Annotated in this window: 16 protein-coding genes; 5 read left to right on the plus strand and 11 right to left on the minus strand. The window is 67.3% G+C overall.

Going from position 1 to position 17,787, the window contains the following annotated elements; translation table 11 throughout:
- Positions 1-3: 3 nt before the first annotated feature.
- From clpB to WC815_02350, 4 genes are all read left to right on the plus strand, one after another.
- Positions 4-2,550, plus strand: a complete 2,547-nt coding sequence (gene clpB, locus WC815_02335) for an ATP-dependent chaperone ClpB (GenBank protein MFA5907591.1) — start codon at positions 4-6, stop codon at positions 2,548-2,550.
- On the plus strand, positions 2,543-4,417 hold the full coding sequence (gene ftsH / locus WC815_02340) for an ATP-dependent zinc metalloprotease FtsH (GenBank protein ID MFA5907592.1): 1,875 nt from the start codon (positions 2,543-2,545) through the stop codon (positions 4,415-4,417). Before clpB ends, ftsH begins: the two co-directional genes overlap by 8 nt.
- Before the next feature lie 92 nt (positions 4,418-4,509).
- Positions 4,510-6,312, plus strand: a complete 1,803-nt coding sequence (locus WC815_02345; GenBank protein ID MFA5907593.1) for an L-lactate permease — start codon at positions 4,510-4,512, stop codon at positions 6,310-6,312.
- A 106-nt stretch (positions 6,313-6,418) separates the two neighbouring features.
- Positions 6,419-7,057 (plus strand): FHA domain-containing protein, encoded by a 639-nt coding sequence (locus tag WC815_02350; GenBank protein MFA5907594.1) that lies wholly within the window; start codon positions 6,419-6,421, stop codon positions 7,055-7,057.
- Between the two features lie 36 nt (positions 7,058-7,093).
- Here the strand turns inward: WC815_02350 and WC815_02355 are convergent, their stop codons facing one another.
- Entirely contained in the window at positions 7,094-7,330 is a 237-nt protein-coding gene (locus WC815_02355; GenBank protein MFA5907595.1) for a CDGSH iron-sulfur domain-containing protein, read from the minus strand.
- 46 nt (positions 7,331-7,376) lie between these two features.
- Positions 7,377-8,744 (minus strand): transcription termination factor Rho, encoded by a 1,368-nt coding sequence (rho, locus tag WC815_02360; protein ID MFA5907596.1) that lies wholly within the window; start codon positions 8,742-8,744, stop codon positions 7,377-7,379.
- Between the two features lie 117 nt (positions 8,745-8,861).
- Between rho and WC815_02365 the strand changes: the two genes are divergently transcribed.
- Complete coding sequence (locus WC815_02365) at positions 8,862-10,529, plus strand: glycosyltransferase family 39 protein (protein ID MFA5907597.1); 1,668 nt, start codon at positions 8,862-8,864, stop codon at positions 10,527-10,529.
- 10 nt (positions 10,530-10,539) lie between these two features.
- On the opposite strand, the gene WC815_02370 is transcribed toward WC815_02365, so the two are convergent.
- The 9 genes from WC815_02370 to WC815_02410 are packed head-to-tail and all read right to left on the minus strand — an operon-like array spanning position 10,540 to position 17,754.
- Entirely contained in the window at positions 10,540-10,947 is a 408-nt protein-coding gene (locus tag WC815_02370) for a hypothetical protein (protein MFA5907598.1), read from the minus strand.
- 7 nt (positions 10,948-10,954) lie between these two features.
- Positions 10,955-12,163 carry a pyridoxal phosphate-dependent aminotransferase gene (locus tag WC815_02375; GenBank protein MFA5907599.1) on the minus strand — a complete coding sequence of 403 codons (1,209 nt, stop codon included), beginning with the start codon at positions 12,161-12,163 and terminating at the stop codon, positions 10,955-10,957.
- 21 nt (positions 12,164-12,184) lie between these two features.
- Complete coding sequence (gene coaD / locus WC815_02380; GenBank protein MFA5907600.1) at positions 12,185-12,700, minus strand: pantetheine-phosphate adenylyltransferase; 516 nt, start codon at positions 12,698-12,700, stop codon at positions 12,185-12,187.
- Complete coding sequence (gene rsmD, locus WC815_02385; protein MFA5907601.1) at positions 12,697-13,230, minus strand: 16S rRNA (guanine(966)-N(2))-methyltransferase RsmD; 534 nt, start codon at positions 13,228-13,230, stop codon at positions 12,697-12,699. Before rsmD ends, coaD begins: the two co-directional genes overlap by 4 nt.
- Positions 13,231-13,235: 5 nt before the next feature.
- A complete protein-coding gene (gene recG, locus WC815_02390; protein MFA5907602.1) occupies positions 13,236-15,347 on the minus strand; it encodes an ATP-dependent DNA helicase RecG in 2,112 nt (703 codons plus the stop codon).
- Positions 15,348-15,353: 6 nt separating this feature from the next.
- Complete coding sequence (locus tag WC815_02395) at positions 15,354-15,944, minus strand: hypothetical protein (protein ID MFA5907603.1); 591 nt, start codon at positions 15,942-15,944, stop codon at positions 15,354-15,356.
- 54 nt (positions 15,945-15,998) lie between these two features.
- A complete protein-coding gene (locus WC815_02400) occupies positions 15,999-16,595 on the minus strand; it encodes a hypothetical protein (protein ID MFA5907604.1) in 597 nt (198 codons plus the stop codon).
- Positions 16,592-17,170, minus strand: a complete 579-nt coding sequence (locus tag WC815_02405) for a hypothetical protein (protein MFA5907605.1) — start codon at positions 17,168-17,170, stop codon at positions 16,592-16,594. The genes WC815_02400 and WC815_02405 overlap by 4 nt, the downstream gene beginning before the upstream one ends.
- Positions 17,167-17,754, minus strand: coding sequence for an RNA polymerase sigma factor (locus WC815_02410; GenBank protein MFA5907606.1), 588 nt, complete (start codon positions 17,752-17,754; stop codon positions 17,167-17,169). The genes WC815_02405 and WC815_02410 overlap by 4 nt, the downstream gene beginning before the upstream one ends.
- Positions 17,755-17,787 lie beyond the last annotated feature (33 nt).

The raw sequence follows: 17,787 nt of genomic DNA on the forward strand, positions 1-17,787 counted from the left end.
ATCATGAATCTCAACAAGTTCACCGAAAAGGCCCAGGAGGCCGTGCTGGCCGCGCCGCAGTTGGCGTCGGAGTTGAACCACGCGCAGGTCGAGCCCGAACACTTGCTCGTCACGCTGATCGAGCAGCAGAACGGCGTCGTGCCAAGCGTGTTCCGCAAGCTGACCGTGGAGCCGGGCGCCATCGCCGGCGCGCTGCGCGCCCACCTGGCGAAGCAGCCGAAGGCCCACGGCGGCTCGGAGCCCCACCTCTCCCCGCGCCTCCGCGTGGTGTTCGACGCCGCCCAGGCCGAAGCCAAGGCGATGCAAGACGAGTACGTCAGCACCGAGCACCTGCTGCTCGGGATCCTGAACGAGCCCGGCAAGTCGGCGACGGTCGATCAGCTGAAGGCCAACGGGATCACGCGCGAGAAGGTGCTCGAGGCGCTGACCGCCGTGCGCGGCAGCCAGCGGGTGACCGACCAGAACCCCGAAGGCAAGTACGAGGCGCTCGAGAAGTACGGCCGCGACCTCACCGAGCTCGCCCGCAAGGGCAAGCTCGACCCGGTGATTGGGCGAGACGAGGAAGTGCGCCGGGTGATCCAGGTGCTGTCGCGCCGCACCAAGAACAACCCGGTCCTGATCGGCGAGCCCGGCGTCGGCAAGACGGCGATCGTCGAAGGCCTCGCCCAGCGCATCGTCCGCGGCGACGTCCCGGAGGGCCTGAAGAAGAAACGCATTGTCACGCTCGACATGGGCGCGCTGATCGCGGGCGCGAAGTACCGCGGCGAGTTCGAGGACCGGCTCAAGGCCGTGCTCAAGGAAGTGTCGGAGGCCGAGGGCCAGATCGTCCTGTTCATCGACGAGCTGCACACGGTGGTGGGCGCCGGCGCCTCGGAGGGGTCGATGGACGCCTCGAACATGCTGAAGCCGATGCTGGCCCGCGGCGAGCTCCACACCATTGGCGCCACCACGCTGGACGAGTACCGCAAGTACATCGAGAAGGACGCGGCCCTCGAGCGCCGCTTCCAGCCGGTGCACGTCGGCGAACCGACGGTCGAAGACACCATCAGCATCCTGCGCGGCCTCCGCGAGCGCTACGAGATCCACCACGGCGTCAAGTTCAAGGACGCCGCGCTGGTCGCCGCCGCCGTGCTGTCGCACCGCTACATCTCCGACCGCTTCCTGCCCGACAAGGCCATTGACCTGATGGACGAGGCGGCGTCGAAGCTGCGCATGGAAATCGACTCCATGCCGGTGGAGCTCGACGAAGTGCGCCGCCGCATCATGCAGCTGGAAATCGAGCGCGAGGCCCTCCGCAAGGAGAAGGACAAGGCGTCGAAAGAGCGCCTCGAGAAGCTCGAGAAGGAGCTGGCCGACCTCAAGGAACAGCAGACCGGGCTGACGTCGCACTGGGAGCAGGAGAAGGACGCGATCCAGTCGGGCCGCCAGTTGAAGGAACAGGTCGAGCGCGTGCGCGTCGAGGTCGAGCAGGCGCAGCGGTCCGGCGACTACGCGAAGGCCTCGGAGCTGCAGTACGGCCGCGTGCCCGAGCTCGAGGCGCGCATCAAGGAGCAGGAGTCGCGCCTGCAGAGCCTGCAGAAGGCCAAGAGCATGCTCAAGGAAGAAGTGGACGAGGAAGACATCGCCGAAGTCGTCGGCAAGTGGACCGGCATCCCGGTCAGCCGCCTGATGGAAGGCGAGGTCCAGAAGCTCCTCAAGATGGAAGAGCGGCTGCACCTCCGCGTGGTCGGACAGGACGAGGCCATCGTCGCCGTGTCGAACGCCATTCGCCGCGCCCGCGCCGGGTTGCAGGACCCGAACCGTCCGCTCGGCAGCTTCATCTTCCTCGGGCCCACCGGCGTCGGCAAGACCGAGCTCGCCCGCGCCCTCGCCGAGTTCCTGTTCGACAATGAGCACGCGATGGTGCGCATCGACATGTCGGAGTACCAGGAAAAGCACACCGTATCGCGCATGATCGGCGCGCCTCCCGGCTACGTCGGCTACGACGAGGCCGGCCAGCTCACCGAGGCGGTCCGCCGCCGGCCGTACGCCGTGGTGCTGTTCGATGAAGTCGAGAAGGCGCACCCCGAGGTGCTGAACGTCATGCTCCAGTTGCTCGATGACGGCCGGCTGACCGACGGCAAGGGCCGCGTCGTCGACTTCACCAACACCGTGATCGTCATGACCTCGAACCTCCGCGACCTGGACTCCCTGCGCGGGCACTTCCGGCCGGAGTTCATCAACCGCATCGACGACATCGTGTTCTTCCACACGCTCGACCGGGTGCACATCAAGAAGATCGTGGACATCCAGCTGAGCGGCCTGCTGAAGCGGCTGGAAAGCCGCAAGATCCGGATTACCCTGAGCGACGCCGCCAAGGACTTCCTGGTGGCTGAAGGGTATGATCCGGTCTATGGGGCCCGGCCGCTGAAGCGGGCCCTCCAGCGGCTCCTGCTCGATCCGCTGGCGCTGCGCGTGCTCGACGGCGAGTTCCGCGATGGCGACACGGTCGTCGTCGATCTGACGGCCGATAAAATCAGTTTCACGAAAGGTCAGCCCGTCAATGCCTAGCCCGACCGCGCCTCCCGGCGGTAACCCGAAAGACCGCCGGCAGGCGTCACCCAAGCCCACCGTGCTGTGGTGGGTGCTCGGAGCGCTCACCGTGCTGGCCGTTGGCCAGGCCTACTTCCTCACGCCGGCGGGACGGCAGATCTCGTACAGCGAGTTCAAGGGCATGGTCCGCACCGGCCAGGTGGCCGAGGTCGCCGTCGGCGACTCGATCATCCGCGGCACGCTCAAGAAGGCCGGCGACGACGGCGTCACCGCGTTTTCGACGACGCGCATCGAAGACCCGAAGCTGGTCGAGGAACTCGACGCGGCGACCGTGAAGTACTCTGGCGAGCTGGTGAGCCGCTGGCTGCCGGAAGTGCTCGGCTGGGTGCTGCCGCTCCTGCTGCTCTTCGGCCTGTGGTCGTTCTTCATGCGTCGCATGGGCGGCGCTGAAGGCGGCATCATGTCGTTCGCCCGCAGCAAGGCCAAGCTGATGGCTGAAGACGACGTCAAGACGACCTTTGCCGATGTCGCCGGCGTGGATGAGGCCGCCCAGGAACTGCGCGAAATTGTCGAGTTCCTGAAGACCCCCAAGAAGTACACCAACCTCGGCGGCAAGATTCCGAAGGGCGTGTTGCTGGTCGGCCCGCCGGGCACCGGCAAGACGCTGCTGGCCCGCGCCGTGGCCGGCGAAGCCAAGGTCCCCTTCTTCAGCCTGAGCGGATCGGAATTCGTCGAGATGTTCGTCGGCGTCGGCGCGGCCCGCGTGCGCGACATGTTTGCGCAGGCCGAAGCCAAGGCGCCGTGCATCGTGTTCATCGACGAGCTCGACGCGCTGGGCAAGGCGCGCGTCCAGAGCCCCATGGGCAGTCATGAAGAGCGCGAGCAGACGCTGAACCAGTTGCTGTCGGAGATGGACGGTTTCGACGCGCGCAAGGCCATCATCATCATGGCCGCCACCAACCGCCCTGAAGTGCTGGACCCCGCCCTGTTGCGCCCCGGCCGCTTCGATCGCCAGGTGCTGGTGGACAAGCCGGACGTCAAGGGCCGTGAAGACGTCCTGAAGATCCACGTCCGCAACGTGAAGCTCAACGCCTCCGTGGATCTGCGCAAGGTGGCCGCGCGCACGGCCGGCTTTGCCGGCGCCGACCTCGCCAACCTCGTCAACGAAGCCGCCCTGCTGGCGGCGCGGCGCGAGGGGACGACGGTGGAGATGATCGACTTCGACGAGGCCATCGACCGCCTGGTGGCGGGCCTCGAGAAGAAGCGCGTGATGAGCACCAAGGAACGTGAGATCGTGGCGTACCACGAGTCGGGCCACGCGATTGTGGCGACCGTGCTGCCCAACATGGACCCGGTCCACAAGATCTCGATCGTGGCCCGCGGCTTTGGCGCGCTGGGCTACACGATGCAGCTGCCCCTGGAAGATCGCTACCTGATGCAGAGGGGCGACCTGCTGAACCAGATGGCGATCCTGCTCGGCGGCCGCGCCGCCGAGGAGATTGCGATCGGCGAAATCTCCACCGGTGCGCAGAACGACCTCCAGCGTGTCTCCGACCTGGCCCGCTCGATGGTCACGGAATGGGGCATGAGCGAGCGGCTCGGCACCATCAACTTCGACCCGCCCCGCCGCAACCGCTTCCTGGACCTCGGCATGCCGGTCGAGCGAGGCCTCTACAGCGACGACACCGCCCGCCTGATCGATGACGAGGTGAAGCAGATCATCACCGGTGCGCACAACGAGGCCCGCCGCATCCTGCGCGACCAGCGCGAGGCGCTCGAGGTCGTGACCCGCCGCCTGCTGGAAAAGGAAGTAATGGAAGGCGACGAACTGCGCGAGTTGATGGCCGCGCACCCGGGCGCGGTCCCCGCCCCCGCGCACCCGTGAACCGCTGAGAACGACTGCCCGCGCCGCGCTGGATCCAACCAGCGCATTGCGCGAGTGCTAAACGCGGTTATAGTGTCGGCCGAGGTTCCTCCTTGGCCGAACTCTTTCACCAGATCTACAACCCCGTGGCCGGCAGCGTGCTGCTGTCGGCCCTTGTCGCCTCCATTCCGCCCATCCTGCTGGCGATTTGCCTGGCGGTGCTGCGCATTGCGCCCTGGAAGTCGGCGATTGCCGGCGCCGCGAGCGCCTTCCTGCTGGCGTGGATGGTCTGGGGCATGCCGCTGGGCCTCACCTTCGCCGCCGCCACCCACGGCATGGCCTTCGGGCTCTGGCCGATCTGCTGGATCGTGTTCAGCTCGGTGATGTTCTACAACCTCTCGGTCGAAAGCGGCGACTTCGACGTGATTCGGCGGTCGCTCGCCCGGCTCACCACCGACCGGCGAATCCAGATCCTGCTGGTGGCGTTCTGCTTCGGCGCCTTGATCGAGGGCATTGCCGGCTTCGGCGCGCCAGTCGCGATCACGGCGGCGATGCTGGCCGGTCTGGGGTTCGAGCCGATCATGGCCGCGGTGCTCGCGCTGATCGCCAACACCGCGCCGGTCGCGTTCGGGTCGCTCGGCATTCCGGTGACGACGCTCGGCGGCCTGCTCGCGCCCATGCTCGGGCACGACACCCAGACGACGACGCGGGCCTTGTCGGCGATGGTCGGCCGGCAACTGCCGTTCTTCTCGATGGTCATCCCGGCGTACCTGGTCGTGCTGTACGCCGGTTGGGGCCGCATGCTGGCGGTCTTCCCCGCCGTGTTCACGGCGGGCCTCTCGTTCGCGATCGGCCAGTTCCTGGTCTCCAACTACGTGGGGCCGGAGCTGACGGACACGCTCGCCGCCTTGTTCTCGCTGGCGTCGGTCGCGCTGTTGCTCAAGTTCTGGAGTCCCAAAGACGCCTATGTGGACGGCCGTCCCATGGTGGTGGAGAGCACCATCGACGCGGCGTCGCGCGTCAGCCGCGCGTATGCCACCTACGGCATCCTGATCGTCACGGTCCTGATCGGCCAGGTCGGCAACTTCGCCGGCCTGTCGCAACTGCAGCCGCCGGCCAACGTCACGGCACTCCTGCGCTGCGGCCAGATCGGCAATCGGCTGTGCCCCGACCCCTGGGCCGGTGAGAGCGCCGCGACCGATCCGCAAGGGTTCCGCTTTCCGGTGTGGGAGTTCAGCTGGCCCGGCGCCTTCAACCTGGTTGACGGTAAGCCGGCCCCGATTGTCCAGCGCGAAGCGCCGGTCGTGGCGTCTTCCTCGCCCTACGCGCTGACCTACCGGCTCGACTTCCTGGCCACGGCGGGCACGCTCGTGCTGTTCGCGACGTTCATTGCGCTGATCCCGATGGTGGTCGCGGGCGCACGGCCGGGCATTCTCGGCATCGCCTTCAGGAAGACGGCAACGCAGTTGCGGCTGCCGATCATCACGATCGCCTTCATCCTGTCGATTGCCACGGTCATGAATTATTCAGGCATGACCTCGTCGATGGCGCTCGCCCTGGCGCAAACCGGGTGGCTGTTCCCGTTCTTTTCCGCCTGGCTCGGCATGCTCGGCGTGTTCCTGACCGGCAGCGACACCTCGTCCAACACCCTGTTCGGGCCACTGCAGGCCACCACGGCCAAGGTGTCGGGCCTCGATCCGATCCTGATGGGCGCGACCAACAGCTCGGCCGGCGTGATGGGCAAGATGATCAGCCCCCAGAACCTGTCGGTGGGCGCCGCCGGCGTCGGCGCGGTCGGCCGGGAAGGCGAGATCTTCGCCAAGGTCATCTTCCACAGCCTGGCGCTGACCGGGCTGATGGGCGTGCTCGCCATGCTGCAGGCCTATGTCGTCCCCTGGATGGTGCCGACGCTCTGAACCGAAGGCGGAAGGGCTTCCGGCAAATTCATTGTGCAGCTTGGCCATGCGATTCTCAGGGGGCAGGCCGGGCTCGTGTACGCCTCGGCTAGAATACGCTGCAGCAGTGCCCCCTCACATGTTCGGCGTCTTCGTCTTCGATCCTGGCGCTCGCCAGTTGACGCGCGTCGGTGAGCCGGTTCACCTGACCGCCAAGGCGGTGGATCTGCTGACGCTGCTGGTCTCCAGGCGTCCGGAGGCGGTGGCCAAGAAGCAGATTCACGAGACCCTGTGGCCCGACACGTTCGTGACGGATGTCAGCCTGACCACCCTCATCTTCGAGTTGCGCACGGCGCTTGGCGAGTCCGCGCGGCAGCCCTGCTTCATCCGCACGGTCCATGGCTTCGGCTACGCGTTCCAGGCTGACAACGCGCAGAGCGACACCGACATTCGCGAGACGCAGTTCTGCGTCATCCACGACGGTCGCGAAGTGAGCCTGCGGCCGGGTGAGAACCTGCTGGGCCGGTCGCGGGACTGCCGGCTGCGACTTGACTCGACCAAGGTGTCGCGGCACCACGCGCGCATCACCGTGGACGGCGATGCCGCGTTGATCGAAGACTGCGGCAGCCGCAACGGCACCTCGGTGCGTGGTGTGAAGACCGACGGGCGCGTGCGCCTGGAGGACGGCGACGACATCGACGTGGCCGGCATTCGGGTGATCTTCCGCATTCTCGCCGGCGCCCACGGCACGGCAATGACCGAATGACCGTCCGGTTCGGCGACGGCGGCGGGCCGGGTCCGCTTACGTCGTCGGGGGCGCGGGCGGGTTGGCCTTCGGACCGGGTGCGCCCTCACCGGCGGTGAAGCCGCAGGCCTTGTGCGAGCCGTCGCAGAACGGCTTCTGCTGCGACTGGCCGCAGCGGCACAGGGCGAACGGTTTTTTCGGCACGACGTACTCGGCGCCGGTCCAGTCCACCAGCTTGACGTCCTCGCCCTCGACCAGCAGCGAGCCGTTCTCTCGAACCTTGATAGTGATCATTCGTCTCCAAACTCCGGCTGAAGCCGGAGGCTACATCTGAGCCGCGTTAGCCCTTCTGCATGGCAGAAAGGAACTCGGCGTTGTTCTTGGTCTTCGCCATCTTGTCGAGCAGCAGTTCCATCGCCTCGACCGGCGACAGCGGGTTGAGGACGCGGCGGAGCACGTAGACGCGGCTGAGATCCTCTTTCGAGATCAGCAGTTCTTCCTTGCGGGTGCCGCTCTTGAGGATGTCGATGGCCGGGAAGGTGCGCTTGTCCGACAGCTTCCGATCCAGGTGGATCTCCATGTTGCCGGTGCCCTTGAACTCCTCGAAGATCACGTCGTCCATGCGCGAGCCGGTGTCGACCAGCGCGGTGGCGATGATGGTGAGCGAGCCGCCCTCTTCGATGTTGCGGGCGGCGCCGAAGAAGCGCTTTGGTTTCTGCAGCGCGTTGCTGTCGAGACCGCCGGAGAGGACCTTGCCCGACGCCGGAATCACGGTGTTGTAGGCGCGGGCCAGGCGCGTGATCGAGTCGAGCAGGATCAGCACGTCCTTCTTGTGTTCGACCAGGCGCTTCGCCTTCTCGATCACCATCTCGGCGACCTGCACGTGGCGCTGGGCGGGCTCGTCGAACGTCGAGGAGATCACTTCCCCGTCCACCGAGCGCTGCATGTCGGTCACTTCCTCGGGACGCTCGTCGATCAGCAGCACGATCAGGTAGATCTCGGGGTGGTTCTTCGCCACCGATTGCGCGATGTTCTGCAGCAGCATGGTCTTGCCGGTGCGCGGCGGCGCGACGATCAGGCCGCGCTGGCCCTTGCCGATGGGCGTCATCAGGTCCATGACGCGGGCGGAGAGGTTGTCGGCCTCGGTTTCGAGCTTGACCCGCTCCAGCGGATAGAGCGGTGTCAGGTTCTCGAAGAACAGCTTCTCGCGCGCCTGGTCTGGGGCCTCGAAGTTGACGGCCTCGACCTTGATCAGGGCGAAGTAGCGCTCCCCTTCTTTCGGCGGCCGAATCTGCCCTGACACCGTGTCGCCGGTCTGCAGGTCGAACTTGCGGATCTGCGAGGGCGAGACGTAGATGTCGTCGGGACCCGGCAGGTAGTTGTAGTCGGGCGCGCGGAGGAAGCCGAAGCCGTCTGGCAGCACTTCCAGCACGCCTTCCGAGAAGATGAAGCCGCTCTGCTCGGTCTGCGCCTTCAGGATTTGGAAGATCAGCTCTTGCTTGCGCATCCCCGTCGCGCCGGCGACGTCCAGGTCCTTGGCGACCTGGGTGAGATGCTGGATGCTCATCTCCTTCAGCTCGGTGATGTTGAGCCCGGGCTTCTTGCTTTCGTTCAGGGCATGTTCGGCCGATTCGGCGGCGACATCAGGCTGGGGTGGGGGCTGGTGACCGCCACCGCGGTGCGGACCGTGACGCTTGTGACTAGGCATGCGGGCTATTCCAAAAAGGGTCTGACTCGGGTTGTAAGGTTCTGGAAAGGAGCGGAGCGGCGTCCGCGAGAACGAAACGAGGCAAAACCGGAAGAAACTCCCGGTAGTATACCAGAAGTGCATCGCATCACGCTCCCCCTGCTCCTCCTGGCGGCGGTCACGTTCTTTGCCGGCCTCGGCCGGGGGGCCATCACGGATTCGGACGAGGCGTTTTATGCCGAGTCGGCCCGGGAAATGGTGGCGTCGGGTGACTGGGTCACCCCCTATTACAACTACGAGCCGCGCTTCCAGAAGCCGGTGCTCTACTACTGGCTCACCGCGTCGGCGTCCCTCGTGCTCGGCGACACCGAGACGGCGGCCCGCTTCTGGGCGGCCATGGCGGGCCTGGGCCTCGTGCTGGTCACCGCGGCCGCCGGCCGCCGCTGGTACGACGAGTCAACCGGGCTGCTGGCGGGCGCGATTGTCGCCACCAACGTCGGCTACTTCTCGATTGGCCGCATGGCGCTGCCGGACCTGCCGCTGGCCTTCTGCATCACGCTGGCGATCTGGGCGGCCCTCGTGGCGACGCTCGAGCAGGAACGCTCCCCGCGCAAGTTCGTGCTGCTGGCCGCGCTGGCCCTCGGCCTGGGCGCGCTGACCAAGGGGCCCATCGGCCTGATCATTCCGGCCCTCGTGATCGTGCCGGTGCTGATGATCGAGCGGCGCTCGATCGCGCTGACGCCCAGCGACATCGCGCTCGGCATCGTGGTGATGCTGGGCGTGGCGGTGCCGTGGTACCTGCTGATGTGGTTCCGCCACGGCAACGACTACCTGCAGGGCTTCTTCATCGGCGACAACTTCGAGCGCTTCGCCACGGATCGGTTCAACGACCCGCGGCCGTGGTGGTTCTACGTCCCGATTGTCGCCGGCGGGCTGCTGCCGTGGACGCCGCTGGCGCTGGTCTGGCTGGGGCCGCTGACGCAGTTCGTGCGACGCCGGCGCGACGTTGGCACCATCGACCTCCGCCTGCTGTTGTGGGCGCTGTTGCCGCTGGCGTTCTTCTCGCTGTCGGTCGGCAAGCAGCCGCGCTACGTGCTGCCGGTGCTGCCGCCGCTCGCCCTGCTGCTCGCCTCGTCCATCGTCGAACGTACGCAGGAATGGCGCGGGTTCGACGGCGCGCGTTCGCGGCCGCGGCGCGCCACCGGAGTGGTGGCGGGGTCGCTGCTGAGCGGCGCGTTCTTCGTGGTGATGGGCGCGCTGCTCCACCGGCTGCAGCCCCTGCTGATCAACGTGGCGCCCATTTTTACGCAGGTGGCGGCCGGGCTGATCGTGGCCGCCGGCGTGTTAATCATCCTGGTGGCGTTGTCGGGGCAATGGCGCAACGCGCCCGCGGTGATCGCCGTTGCCGCCGCGATCACGCTGCCGGCGCTGCAGTTCGGCGGCCTGTCGAGCGGCGGCGACGACACCGTGCGCCAGATGGCGCGGCTGGTGCAGGCCAATCGCCCGGCCCAGGAGCCGGTCGGCACCTATCGCGTGTTCGTGCGCAACCTGGTGTTCTACTCGCACGCCCAGACGCTGGATATCATCACCGACGAGCAGGCCCTGCATTTCCTGGCGCAGCCCGGCCGCGCGTTGATGGTGGCGCCGGCGGACGTGCTCGATCGCCTCGAGCGCGAGGGGGGCATCACGCTCCATCGCATTGCGGAGCTTCCCTACTTCAACGAGGCCGGCGTGCGCGTGCGCACGCTGCTGTGGCCGGACCCGTCGCGCGACCTGACGCGGGTGGTGCTGGCCTCGAACCGCTAGGGGCGGCCCGCTAGGTCTGTCCGCGGGTGTCCCGCTTGATCCACGCGTCAATGGAATTGCGCATGGCGAGCGCCTTGCCCCCGGTATTGGGGAGCACGAGCCAGGCGCCGTCCTTCCGCTTCAACACCACGACCCCGCCATCCACTTTGGCGCCTTCAAAGTCGGAGCGGGCAAAGGCCCGGCGCCGGAACAGGCTGATCACCAGCAGCGTTTCAGGCTCGAGGACGAGGCGCGAGAACAGCGCGTCCAGCGTGGCGGCCAGGGCGAAGGCGGCCATCGCCGAACTGGTCACGCGCAGGAAGAACGAGTCGCCGTAGATGAAGAGGTACCAGGCGAACCAGACAAGGGAGAGGGCCGACGCCAGGATGAGGGCGATCACCCACGGCGCCATCCGGAACACGACGCGCGGGCCGCTCATCCGCCGCCTACCGGGTGACGGCGATCTTGCCGCTCTTCTCGAGCGAGGCGACGAACGTGAACATCCGGTCCACGCCCTCCTTCAACCGCTCGATCGAGGTCGCGTACGACAGCCGGAAGAACCCGGGCGCGTCGAACCCTTCACCCGGGGTGACGGCGACCGCCACCTCCTTCAGCATGGCCTCGGCCAGCTCGCCGGTGGTCCGGATGCCGGTCGGTGACAGCAGGTCGGCGACATAGGGGAACAGGTAGAACGCCCCTGAGGGCTTCACGCACACGAATCGCGGATCGGCGGTCAGCCAGCCATGCACCGCGTCGCGGCGCTTCCGGTATTCGTTCAACATCATCGTCACGCCGTCCTGCGGGCCGGTCAGCGCCGCGATGCCCGCCTTCTGCGTGATCGAGTTGATGTTCGATGTCGAGTGTCCCTGGAGGACATTGCACTGGGCGATCACCGCCTTGGGCCCGATGGCCCAGCCGCACCGCCACCCGGTCATCGCGTAGCTCTTCGACGCGGAGCTGCAGATGACGGTCCGGTCGGGCATGCGGTCGAGGAGGATCTTGACCAGGTTATGCGGGACCGGGTCGTAGATCAGGTGCTCGTAGGTGACGTCGGCGATCACCCAGATGCCGCGGGCCGCGGCCGCGTCGGCAATGGCGGTCATGTCGGCTTCCGAGATCAAGGCGCCGGTCGGGTTGCACGGCGAGTTGACGATGATGGCCTTCGTCTTCGGGGTCATCGCCTCGATGATGGCGCCGGCCTTGATGGCAAAACCGTCCTCGCGGTGCGTCTGCACCACCACCGGCGTCGCCTCGGCCAGCTTGATCTGATCGACGATGGTCGGCCAGAACGGGCCGTGCGTGATGACCTCGTCGCCCTGGTCGAACAGCACCATGGCGGCGTTGTAGAGGGCCTGCTTGGCGCCGGCGGAGATGATCACCTCGTCGGGCTTGACCGTGACGCCATAGCGCGAGTTGTAGTCGTGAGCGACCGCATCCCGAAACTCGAGCACGCCGGCCGACGGCGTGTACTTGGTGAAGTTCGCGTTCAGCGCAGCGTGGGCGGCGTCCTTGACGTGTTCCGGGGTACCGAAGTCCGGCTCGCCCGCGCCGAGGTCGACGACGTCGACGCCGGTGCGGCGAAGGCGGTCGGCTTCTGCGGACACCCTGAGGGTGGGTGACACGGTAACGCGGCTCATGCGACGTGCGAAAGTCATAGTCTGTTTCCTTGAAGCCTTTCAGTCTTCGATCTTCGGCCGGCCCGCGCGCTTGGCGTGCAGCCGTTCTTCGACAATCGGCGGCACCAGGCCGTCAACCTTGCCGTTGAGCATGAACACTTCCTTGATCAGCCGCGAGCTGATGTAGGTGTACTGCTCGGCCGGCATCATGAACACGGTCTCGATCTCCGGCGCCAGGTGGCGGTTCATGAGCGCCATCTGGAACTCGTACTCGAAGTCCGACACGGCGCGGAGGCCGCGCACCAGCACCGAGGCGTTCTTGCGGTGGGCGTAGTCGACGAGCAGGCCGTCGAAGGTCTCGACCTGCACGTTGGACCGCCCCTTGAACACGTCCTGGATCAGCGACACCCGCTCGCTTTCGGTGAACAGCGGTGTCTTCTCGACGTTGGCGAGGATGGCGACGATGATCTTGTCGAAAATCCGCGCCCCGCGCTCGATGATGTCCACGTGCCCGTTGGTCAGCGGATCGAACGACCCGGGATAGATGGCGATGCGGGGTGAGTGCTGGATAGTCATGCGTAAAAGCTCAGGGCGCTGTCGCCGGCGGTGACGGTGCGTGTCACCGACAACCCGGCCGGCGCCGGCGGTGCGACGCGGGAAGCGTGTTCGAGAACCAGCAGCGCGCCGGGGTTCCGCTGTCCGGCGGCGAGACCGACGGCGGCCTCGAGCCCGGCGTAGGCGTAGGGCGGGTCGAGCACGATGATGTCGAACGGACCGCCGCGAACCGGCCGCGCCAGCGCGCGTTCCACGCTGTCGCAAATGATAGCACAGCGATTTTGCTCGCCGCAGCGCTCGCGGTTCGCCTCGATTAACTGCACGGCGCGACGGTCCTGCTCGATGCAGGTGGCCGACGCGGCGCCACGGCTGAGGGCCTCGAGCGCGACGGCGCCGGTGCCGGCGAACAGATCGAGCACGCGCGCGTCGATGACGTGGGGCGCGATGATGTTGAACAACGTCTCTCGCAGCTTATCCGAAGTTGGGCGCAACCCGTCCCAGGTCGGCGCCTTCAATGTCCTGCCCTTATTGGTGCCGGTGATGATGCGCATGGCCCCTAACCGACCGTGATCAACCCGAACTGGCGCTGCCACACGCTGCGCACGTAGTCCTGCTGCGCCGGGGTCAGCGTGCCGCCGTCGACCCGCGCGCGCGCTTCCTCGTAGGCGCGCTCGAGCAGGTCGGCGTCGCGCATCAGGTCGCCGGCCCGCAGCGTCGGCAGTCCCGACTGGCGCGTGCCGAAGAAGTCGCCGGGGCCGCGCAGCCGCAGGTCGCGCTCGGCGATCACGAAGCCGTCGGAGGTGTCGGCCATCGCCTTCAGGCGCTCCCGCGCATCGTCCGACCACGGCGCCTGGTAGAGCAGCACGCAGGTGGAGGCGTGCTCGCCGCGGCCGATGCGGCCGCGCAACTGGTGCAGCTGCGACAGGCCGAACCGCTCGGCGTGCTCGACCACCATCAAGCTGGCATTGGCCACGTCGACGCCGACTTCCACGACCGTGGTCGAGACCAGGAGGCTCAACGCGCCGGCGGCGAAGGCGCGCATCACGCGCTCCTTCTCGTCGCCCTTCATGCGGCCGTGCAGCAACGCCACCGAGAACTCGGGAAACACCCGGGTCAGTTCCTCGGCCATGGCCGTCGCGGCCTTGAGGTCGATCTTCTCCGACTCCTCGACCAGCGGGTAGATCACGTAGACCTGGCGCCCCCGCTTGATCTCGTCGCGGATCATCGCGTAGACCTCGTCGCGCCGCGAGTCGGCCTTCACCAGCGTGCGCACCGGTTTACGGCCGGGCGGCAGGCCGCGAATCACCGATACTTCCATGTCGCCGCATTCGGTCAGCGCCAGCGTCCGCGGGATCGGCGTCGCCGTCATCACCAGCACGTCGGGGTTGAGGCCCTTGGCGGCCAGCGTGCCGCGTTGCACCACGCCGAAGCGGTGCTGCTCGTCGATCACCGCGAGGGCCAGGGCCTTGAACTTGACGTGTTCCTGCACCAGGGCCTGGGTGCCGACCACCAGGTTGATCTCGCCGCGCTCGATGGCCGGGAGCAGGTCACGGCGCGTCGCCGCGGTGACGCGGCCGGTCAGCAGCGCCGTGCGATACGGCCGTCCGTCGAGGGTCTTGACCATGGTGCGGTAGTGCTGCTCGGCCAGGATCTCGGTCGGCGCCATCACCGCGACCTGGAAGCCGTTCTCCATGGCGACGACCGCCGCCAGCACCGCCACGATCGTCTTGCCGGCGCCGACGTCGCCCTGCAGCAGCCGCTGCATGGGCCACGGCCGCTGCAGGTCGGCGACAACCTCCGCGAGCGCGTCGCGCTGCCCGGGTGTGAGCTTGAACGGCAGCACCGCGCGCGCGCACTGGCGAATGCGATCGTCGACTACGCAGACCAGCCCCTTGCGGACCTGCGCGTTCTCGTGACGCCGCAGCGCGAGGCCGGTCTGGAAGACGAAGAAGTCCTCGAAGATCAACCGGCGCTGGGCGCGGGTCGTAAAGGCATTCAGCGCCTCGACCGGCGTCGTCGCGTCGGGAAAATGCGCCTGCCAGAGGGCATCCCGCCGCGACGGCCAGCCTTCCTTCTTGAGGATGTCGTCCGGCACCGGATCGAACCCATCGGGCGGCAACTGCTCGAGCGCCTGCCAGACGAAGCGCCGCTGCATGTTGGGCGTGACGCTCCCGGTGCGTTCGTACACCGGCACAATGCGCCCGGTGTGCAGCGTGTCGGTTTCCCGGTTGCCGGCAGGATCAGCGTCGTCCTTGATGATCTCGAACTCGGGGTCGGTGATCTGGAGTCCGCGCGATCCCCAGAACTCCACCTTCCCGAACAGCACGATCTTCTGGTGCGGGTGGATGACGTCCTTGAGGAATGCCTGGTTGGGCCACACCACCTGGATTTGCCCGCTGGGGTCCTGCACCAGCGCCGAGAACAGGCGAAACCCGGGACGCCGGGTGTGGGCCAGTCCGGCGTTGAGCACTTCCCCGCTGATGGCCGCGGTCATGCCGGGCCTGAGGGAGATGATCGATTGCAGGCGGCTGCGGTCTTCGTAGCGCCGGGGAAACCGGAAGAGCAAGTCTTCAACGGTGTTGAGGCCGGCCTTCTTCAAGTCGGCCGCCTTGCGCGGCCCGACGCCCTTCAGATACTGCAGGGACAGCTGCAGGACGTCCTCGGCCATTGACGGCTATTGGACGACGATGAACTTGCCGGTCGCGACGTCGATGCGGCGGATGTCGGCGGGCAACTCGAACGTGTCGTCGATGGTGGCCCCCTTGGGATTGTCGGCGGTGCGCGTGAAGTAGTTGACCATCTGCGCGAGCAGCGACTTGGGCACCGGCACGCCGCTGACGTCCGCGCTCTCCAGTTCGAAGCGGCCCTTGCCGTCGGCGGTGATCACCCGGCCGACCGCGCTCACCGGCAGCTTGCCGGTCAGGTAGCTCGTCGGGTCGAACCAGCCGCCGCTGCTCTGCTTCTGGCGCACGACGTCGAGATCGACCACGGCGCGTCCGGTGACGCGGCCGTCACCGAGCAGCGAAATGGCCGGCTCGGTCAGGCCCGTCGGCAGGATCGGCGCCGACTTGAACTTCAGGTAGGAATTGGTTTCCGCTTCGCTGAACTGCGTGGGCCGTCCGCCGCGGGTGTCGAGGGCCGCGTTCGATTGCACGGCGACAATCTTCTTCTCGAACGACTCGGCCAGCTTCGGCGTGAGCGCGTCGTTGGCGGCCAGCGCCACGCCCACGGTCAGGCACAGGGCAATGGTTGACGTTGCGCGCATGCCTTCCATTCTACGCCTGCCGGGCGCCGAATCACCTCCGGCTGGAGCCTGAGGCTACTTTCCCGGGGGCGGCTGGTTCGGGCGGCGGATGGGCTGCTGCCCCGGCTGCTGGTTGGGACGGGTCTGCTGCCGTGCGCGCATGAGCAGCTCGATCTTGCGCCGTTCGATCTGTTCCTCGAACACGCGGAAGCGGGCCTGCTGCGTGACGTCGAGGATCTCGTCTAGCGCGTTGTAGGCCTTGCGCATTTCCGCGGCCGTGCGCGACTCCAGCTCCTGCAGCGCCGTCAGGCGTTCCTTGACCGTGGCGTCGTCGGCGCCCTTGGCGCGCGGATTGGTCATCCGCTGCAACTGCCCCATGATCTGGATTCGATCCTGCTGGTTGCGGCGCCGCGTGTCCTGGAGCGCGCGCAGGCGCGTCAGGAACTGCGGATATTGCTGGTCGCTCAACGACAGCGCCTGCTGGGCCTCCATCACGAGGTAGGCGTCGAAGAGTTTCTGGATTTCCGCCGGCGACATGTCGCCGTTGTCCAACCCCGGCAACGGCGGCCGCGCCGGGCCCTGCGGCTGCGCCTGGAAGTCCTGTGCCGACAGCGAGCCGCCCAGGAGCGCGCCCGTGATTGCCGCGGCGACGACGAAAGTTCGCATGGTCATGACTTGGCCCTTGTCAACTCCGCCTTCAGCAAGCGCGTGAGTTCCTGTTGTTCCGCCGCGGTGAGTTCGAGCACCGCCTGATCGGCGGCCCCCGGTTCGACCGTGAGCCCAGCCGACACCGCGGTGTCCCAATCGATGTCGCCGACCAGGTCCGCCACCACTACCCAGCTGTCGTCGCCGGCCGCGGCGGGTGCGACTTCGGTGTCCGTGTCGGGGGCGCCGGTGACGGCCGCCGTGGTCGTGACCGGTTGCTGGCGGGGCACCGCCACCATCAGCGCCATCACGATCAGCGCGAGCGCGCCGATCGGCACCAGCACGGGCCAGCGCAGCCAGTGGCGCCACCCGCCCGCGGTGAGCGGTTCGGCGTCAATCGCCGCGCGCACGCGTTCCGACAGGTGCTGCCAGTACAACGGCGATGGCTCGGGCACCGGCACGTCGCGGGTATCCCGGAGCACGGCGGCCAGGTCGGCCAGTTGCTGCTGGCATGGCGGGCAGGCGTCGAGGTGGTCCTTCCGGGCCGTCTCGAGCACGCCATCGAGGGCGTCAACGAGTTCGTCGGAGGTCAGGTGCGTCATGGTTCGTTACCCAGGATCTTCTTCAAGTTGGCCAGCGCGTGGAAAAAGTTGGCCTTGGTCGCGCCGACGGAGCTGCCGAGAATGTCGGCGATCTGCTGGTGCGACAGGTCGTGATACGTCCGCAGGATCAGGGTGGCACGCTGCTTCTTGGGCAGCGACGCAATCGCCCTGCGCACCGTCGCGGCGCGCTCCTCGCGCAGCAGCGCGCTCTGCGCCCCCTCGATGCGCGTGTCTTCGAAGTGGTCGGTGGACTCGATCGGCTCGGTCGCCGGCGTCTTCGCGCTCACGCGATTGAGGCACACATTCACCGCAATGCGATAGAGCCAGGTCGAGAGCGCCGACTGGCCCTTGAAGTTCTTGAGGCCGCGCCAGGCGCGCACGAACGACTCCTGCGAGAGGTCGCTCGCGTCTTCGTGATTGCTGACAAAGCGGTAACAGACCTGGTAGACGGTGCGCCGGTGGCGTTCGACGATGACGTCGAAGGCGTCCTTGCGGCCTTCCACCGATGCCGCGACCAGCGCCGCGTCGTCCATGTCCGCGAAACCGGCCGCGACCGGCGCGTCCGGGCCGGATGGCTTGGCCACCGTCACCGTCCACCCCGTTGACGCCGCCGGCGC

Source organism: Vicinamibacterales bacterium (assembly GCA_041659285.1).
Classification (GTDB): Bacteria; Acidobacteriota; Vicinamibacteria; order Vicinamibacterales; family UBA2999; genus 12-FULL-67-14b.

Excerpts from the sequence above, each read along its gene's own strand:
- ftsH (MFA5907592.1), top strand. The coding sequence starts at position 2,543 with ATGCCTAGCCCGACCGCGCCTCCCGGCGGTAACCCGAAAGACCGCCGG.
- rho (MFA5907596.1), bottom strand. The coding sequence starts at position 8,744 with ATGCCTAGTCACAAGCGTCACGGTCCGCACCGCGGTGGCGGTCACCAG.
- recG (MFA5907602.1), bottom strand. The coding sequence starts at position 15,347 with ATGGCCGAGGACGTCCTGCAGCTGTCCCTGCAGTATCTGAAGGGCGTC.
- WC815_02370 (MFA5907598.1), bottom strand. The coding sequence starts at position 10,947 with ATGAGCGGCCCGCGCGTCGTGTTCCGGATGGCGCCGTGGGTGATCGCC.
- WC815_02395 (MFA5907603.1), bottom strand. The coding sequence starts at position 15,944 with ATGCGCGCAACGTCAACCATTGCCCTGTGCCTGACCGTGGGCGTGGCG.
- rsmD (MFA5907601.1), bottom strand. The coding sequence starts at position 13,230 with ATGCGCATCATCACCGGCACCAATAAGGGCAGGACATTGAAGGCGCCG.
- clpB (MFA5907591.1), top strand. The coding sequence starts at position 4 with ATGAATCTCAACAAGTTCACCGAAAAGGCCCAGGAGGCCGTGCTGGCC.
- WC815_02375 (MFA5907599.1), bottom strand. The coding sequence starts at position 12,163 with ATGACTTTCGCACGTCGCATGAGCCGCGTTACCGTGTCACCCACCCTC.
- WC815_02355 (MFA5907595.1), bottom strand. The coding sequence starts at position 7,330 with ATGATCACTATCAAGGTTCGAGAGAACGGCTCGCTGCTGGTCGAGGGC.
- WC815_02405 (MFA5907605.1), bottom strand. The coding sequence starts at position 17,170 with ATGACGCACCTGACCTCCGACGAACTCGTTGACGCCCTCGATGGCGTG.
- WC815_02400 (MFA5907604.1), bottom strand. The coding sequence starts at position 16,595 with ATGACCATGCGAACTTTCGTCGTCGCCGCGGCAATCACGGGCGCGCTC.
- coaD (MFA5907600.1), bottom strand. The coding sequence starts at position 12,700 with ATGACTATCCAGCACTCACCCCGCATCGCCATCTATCCCGGGTCGTTC.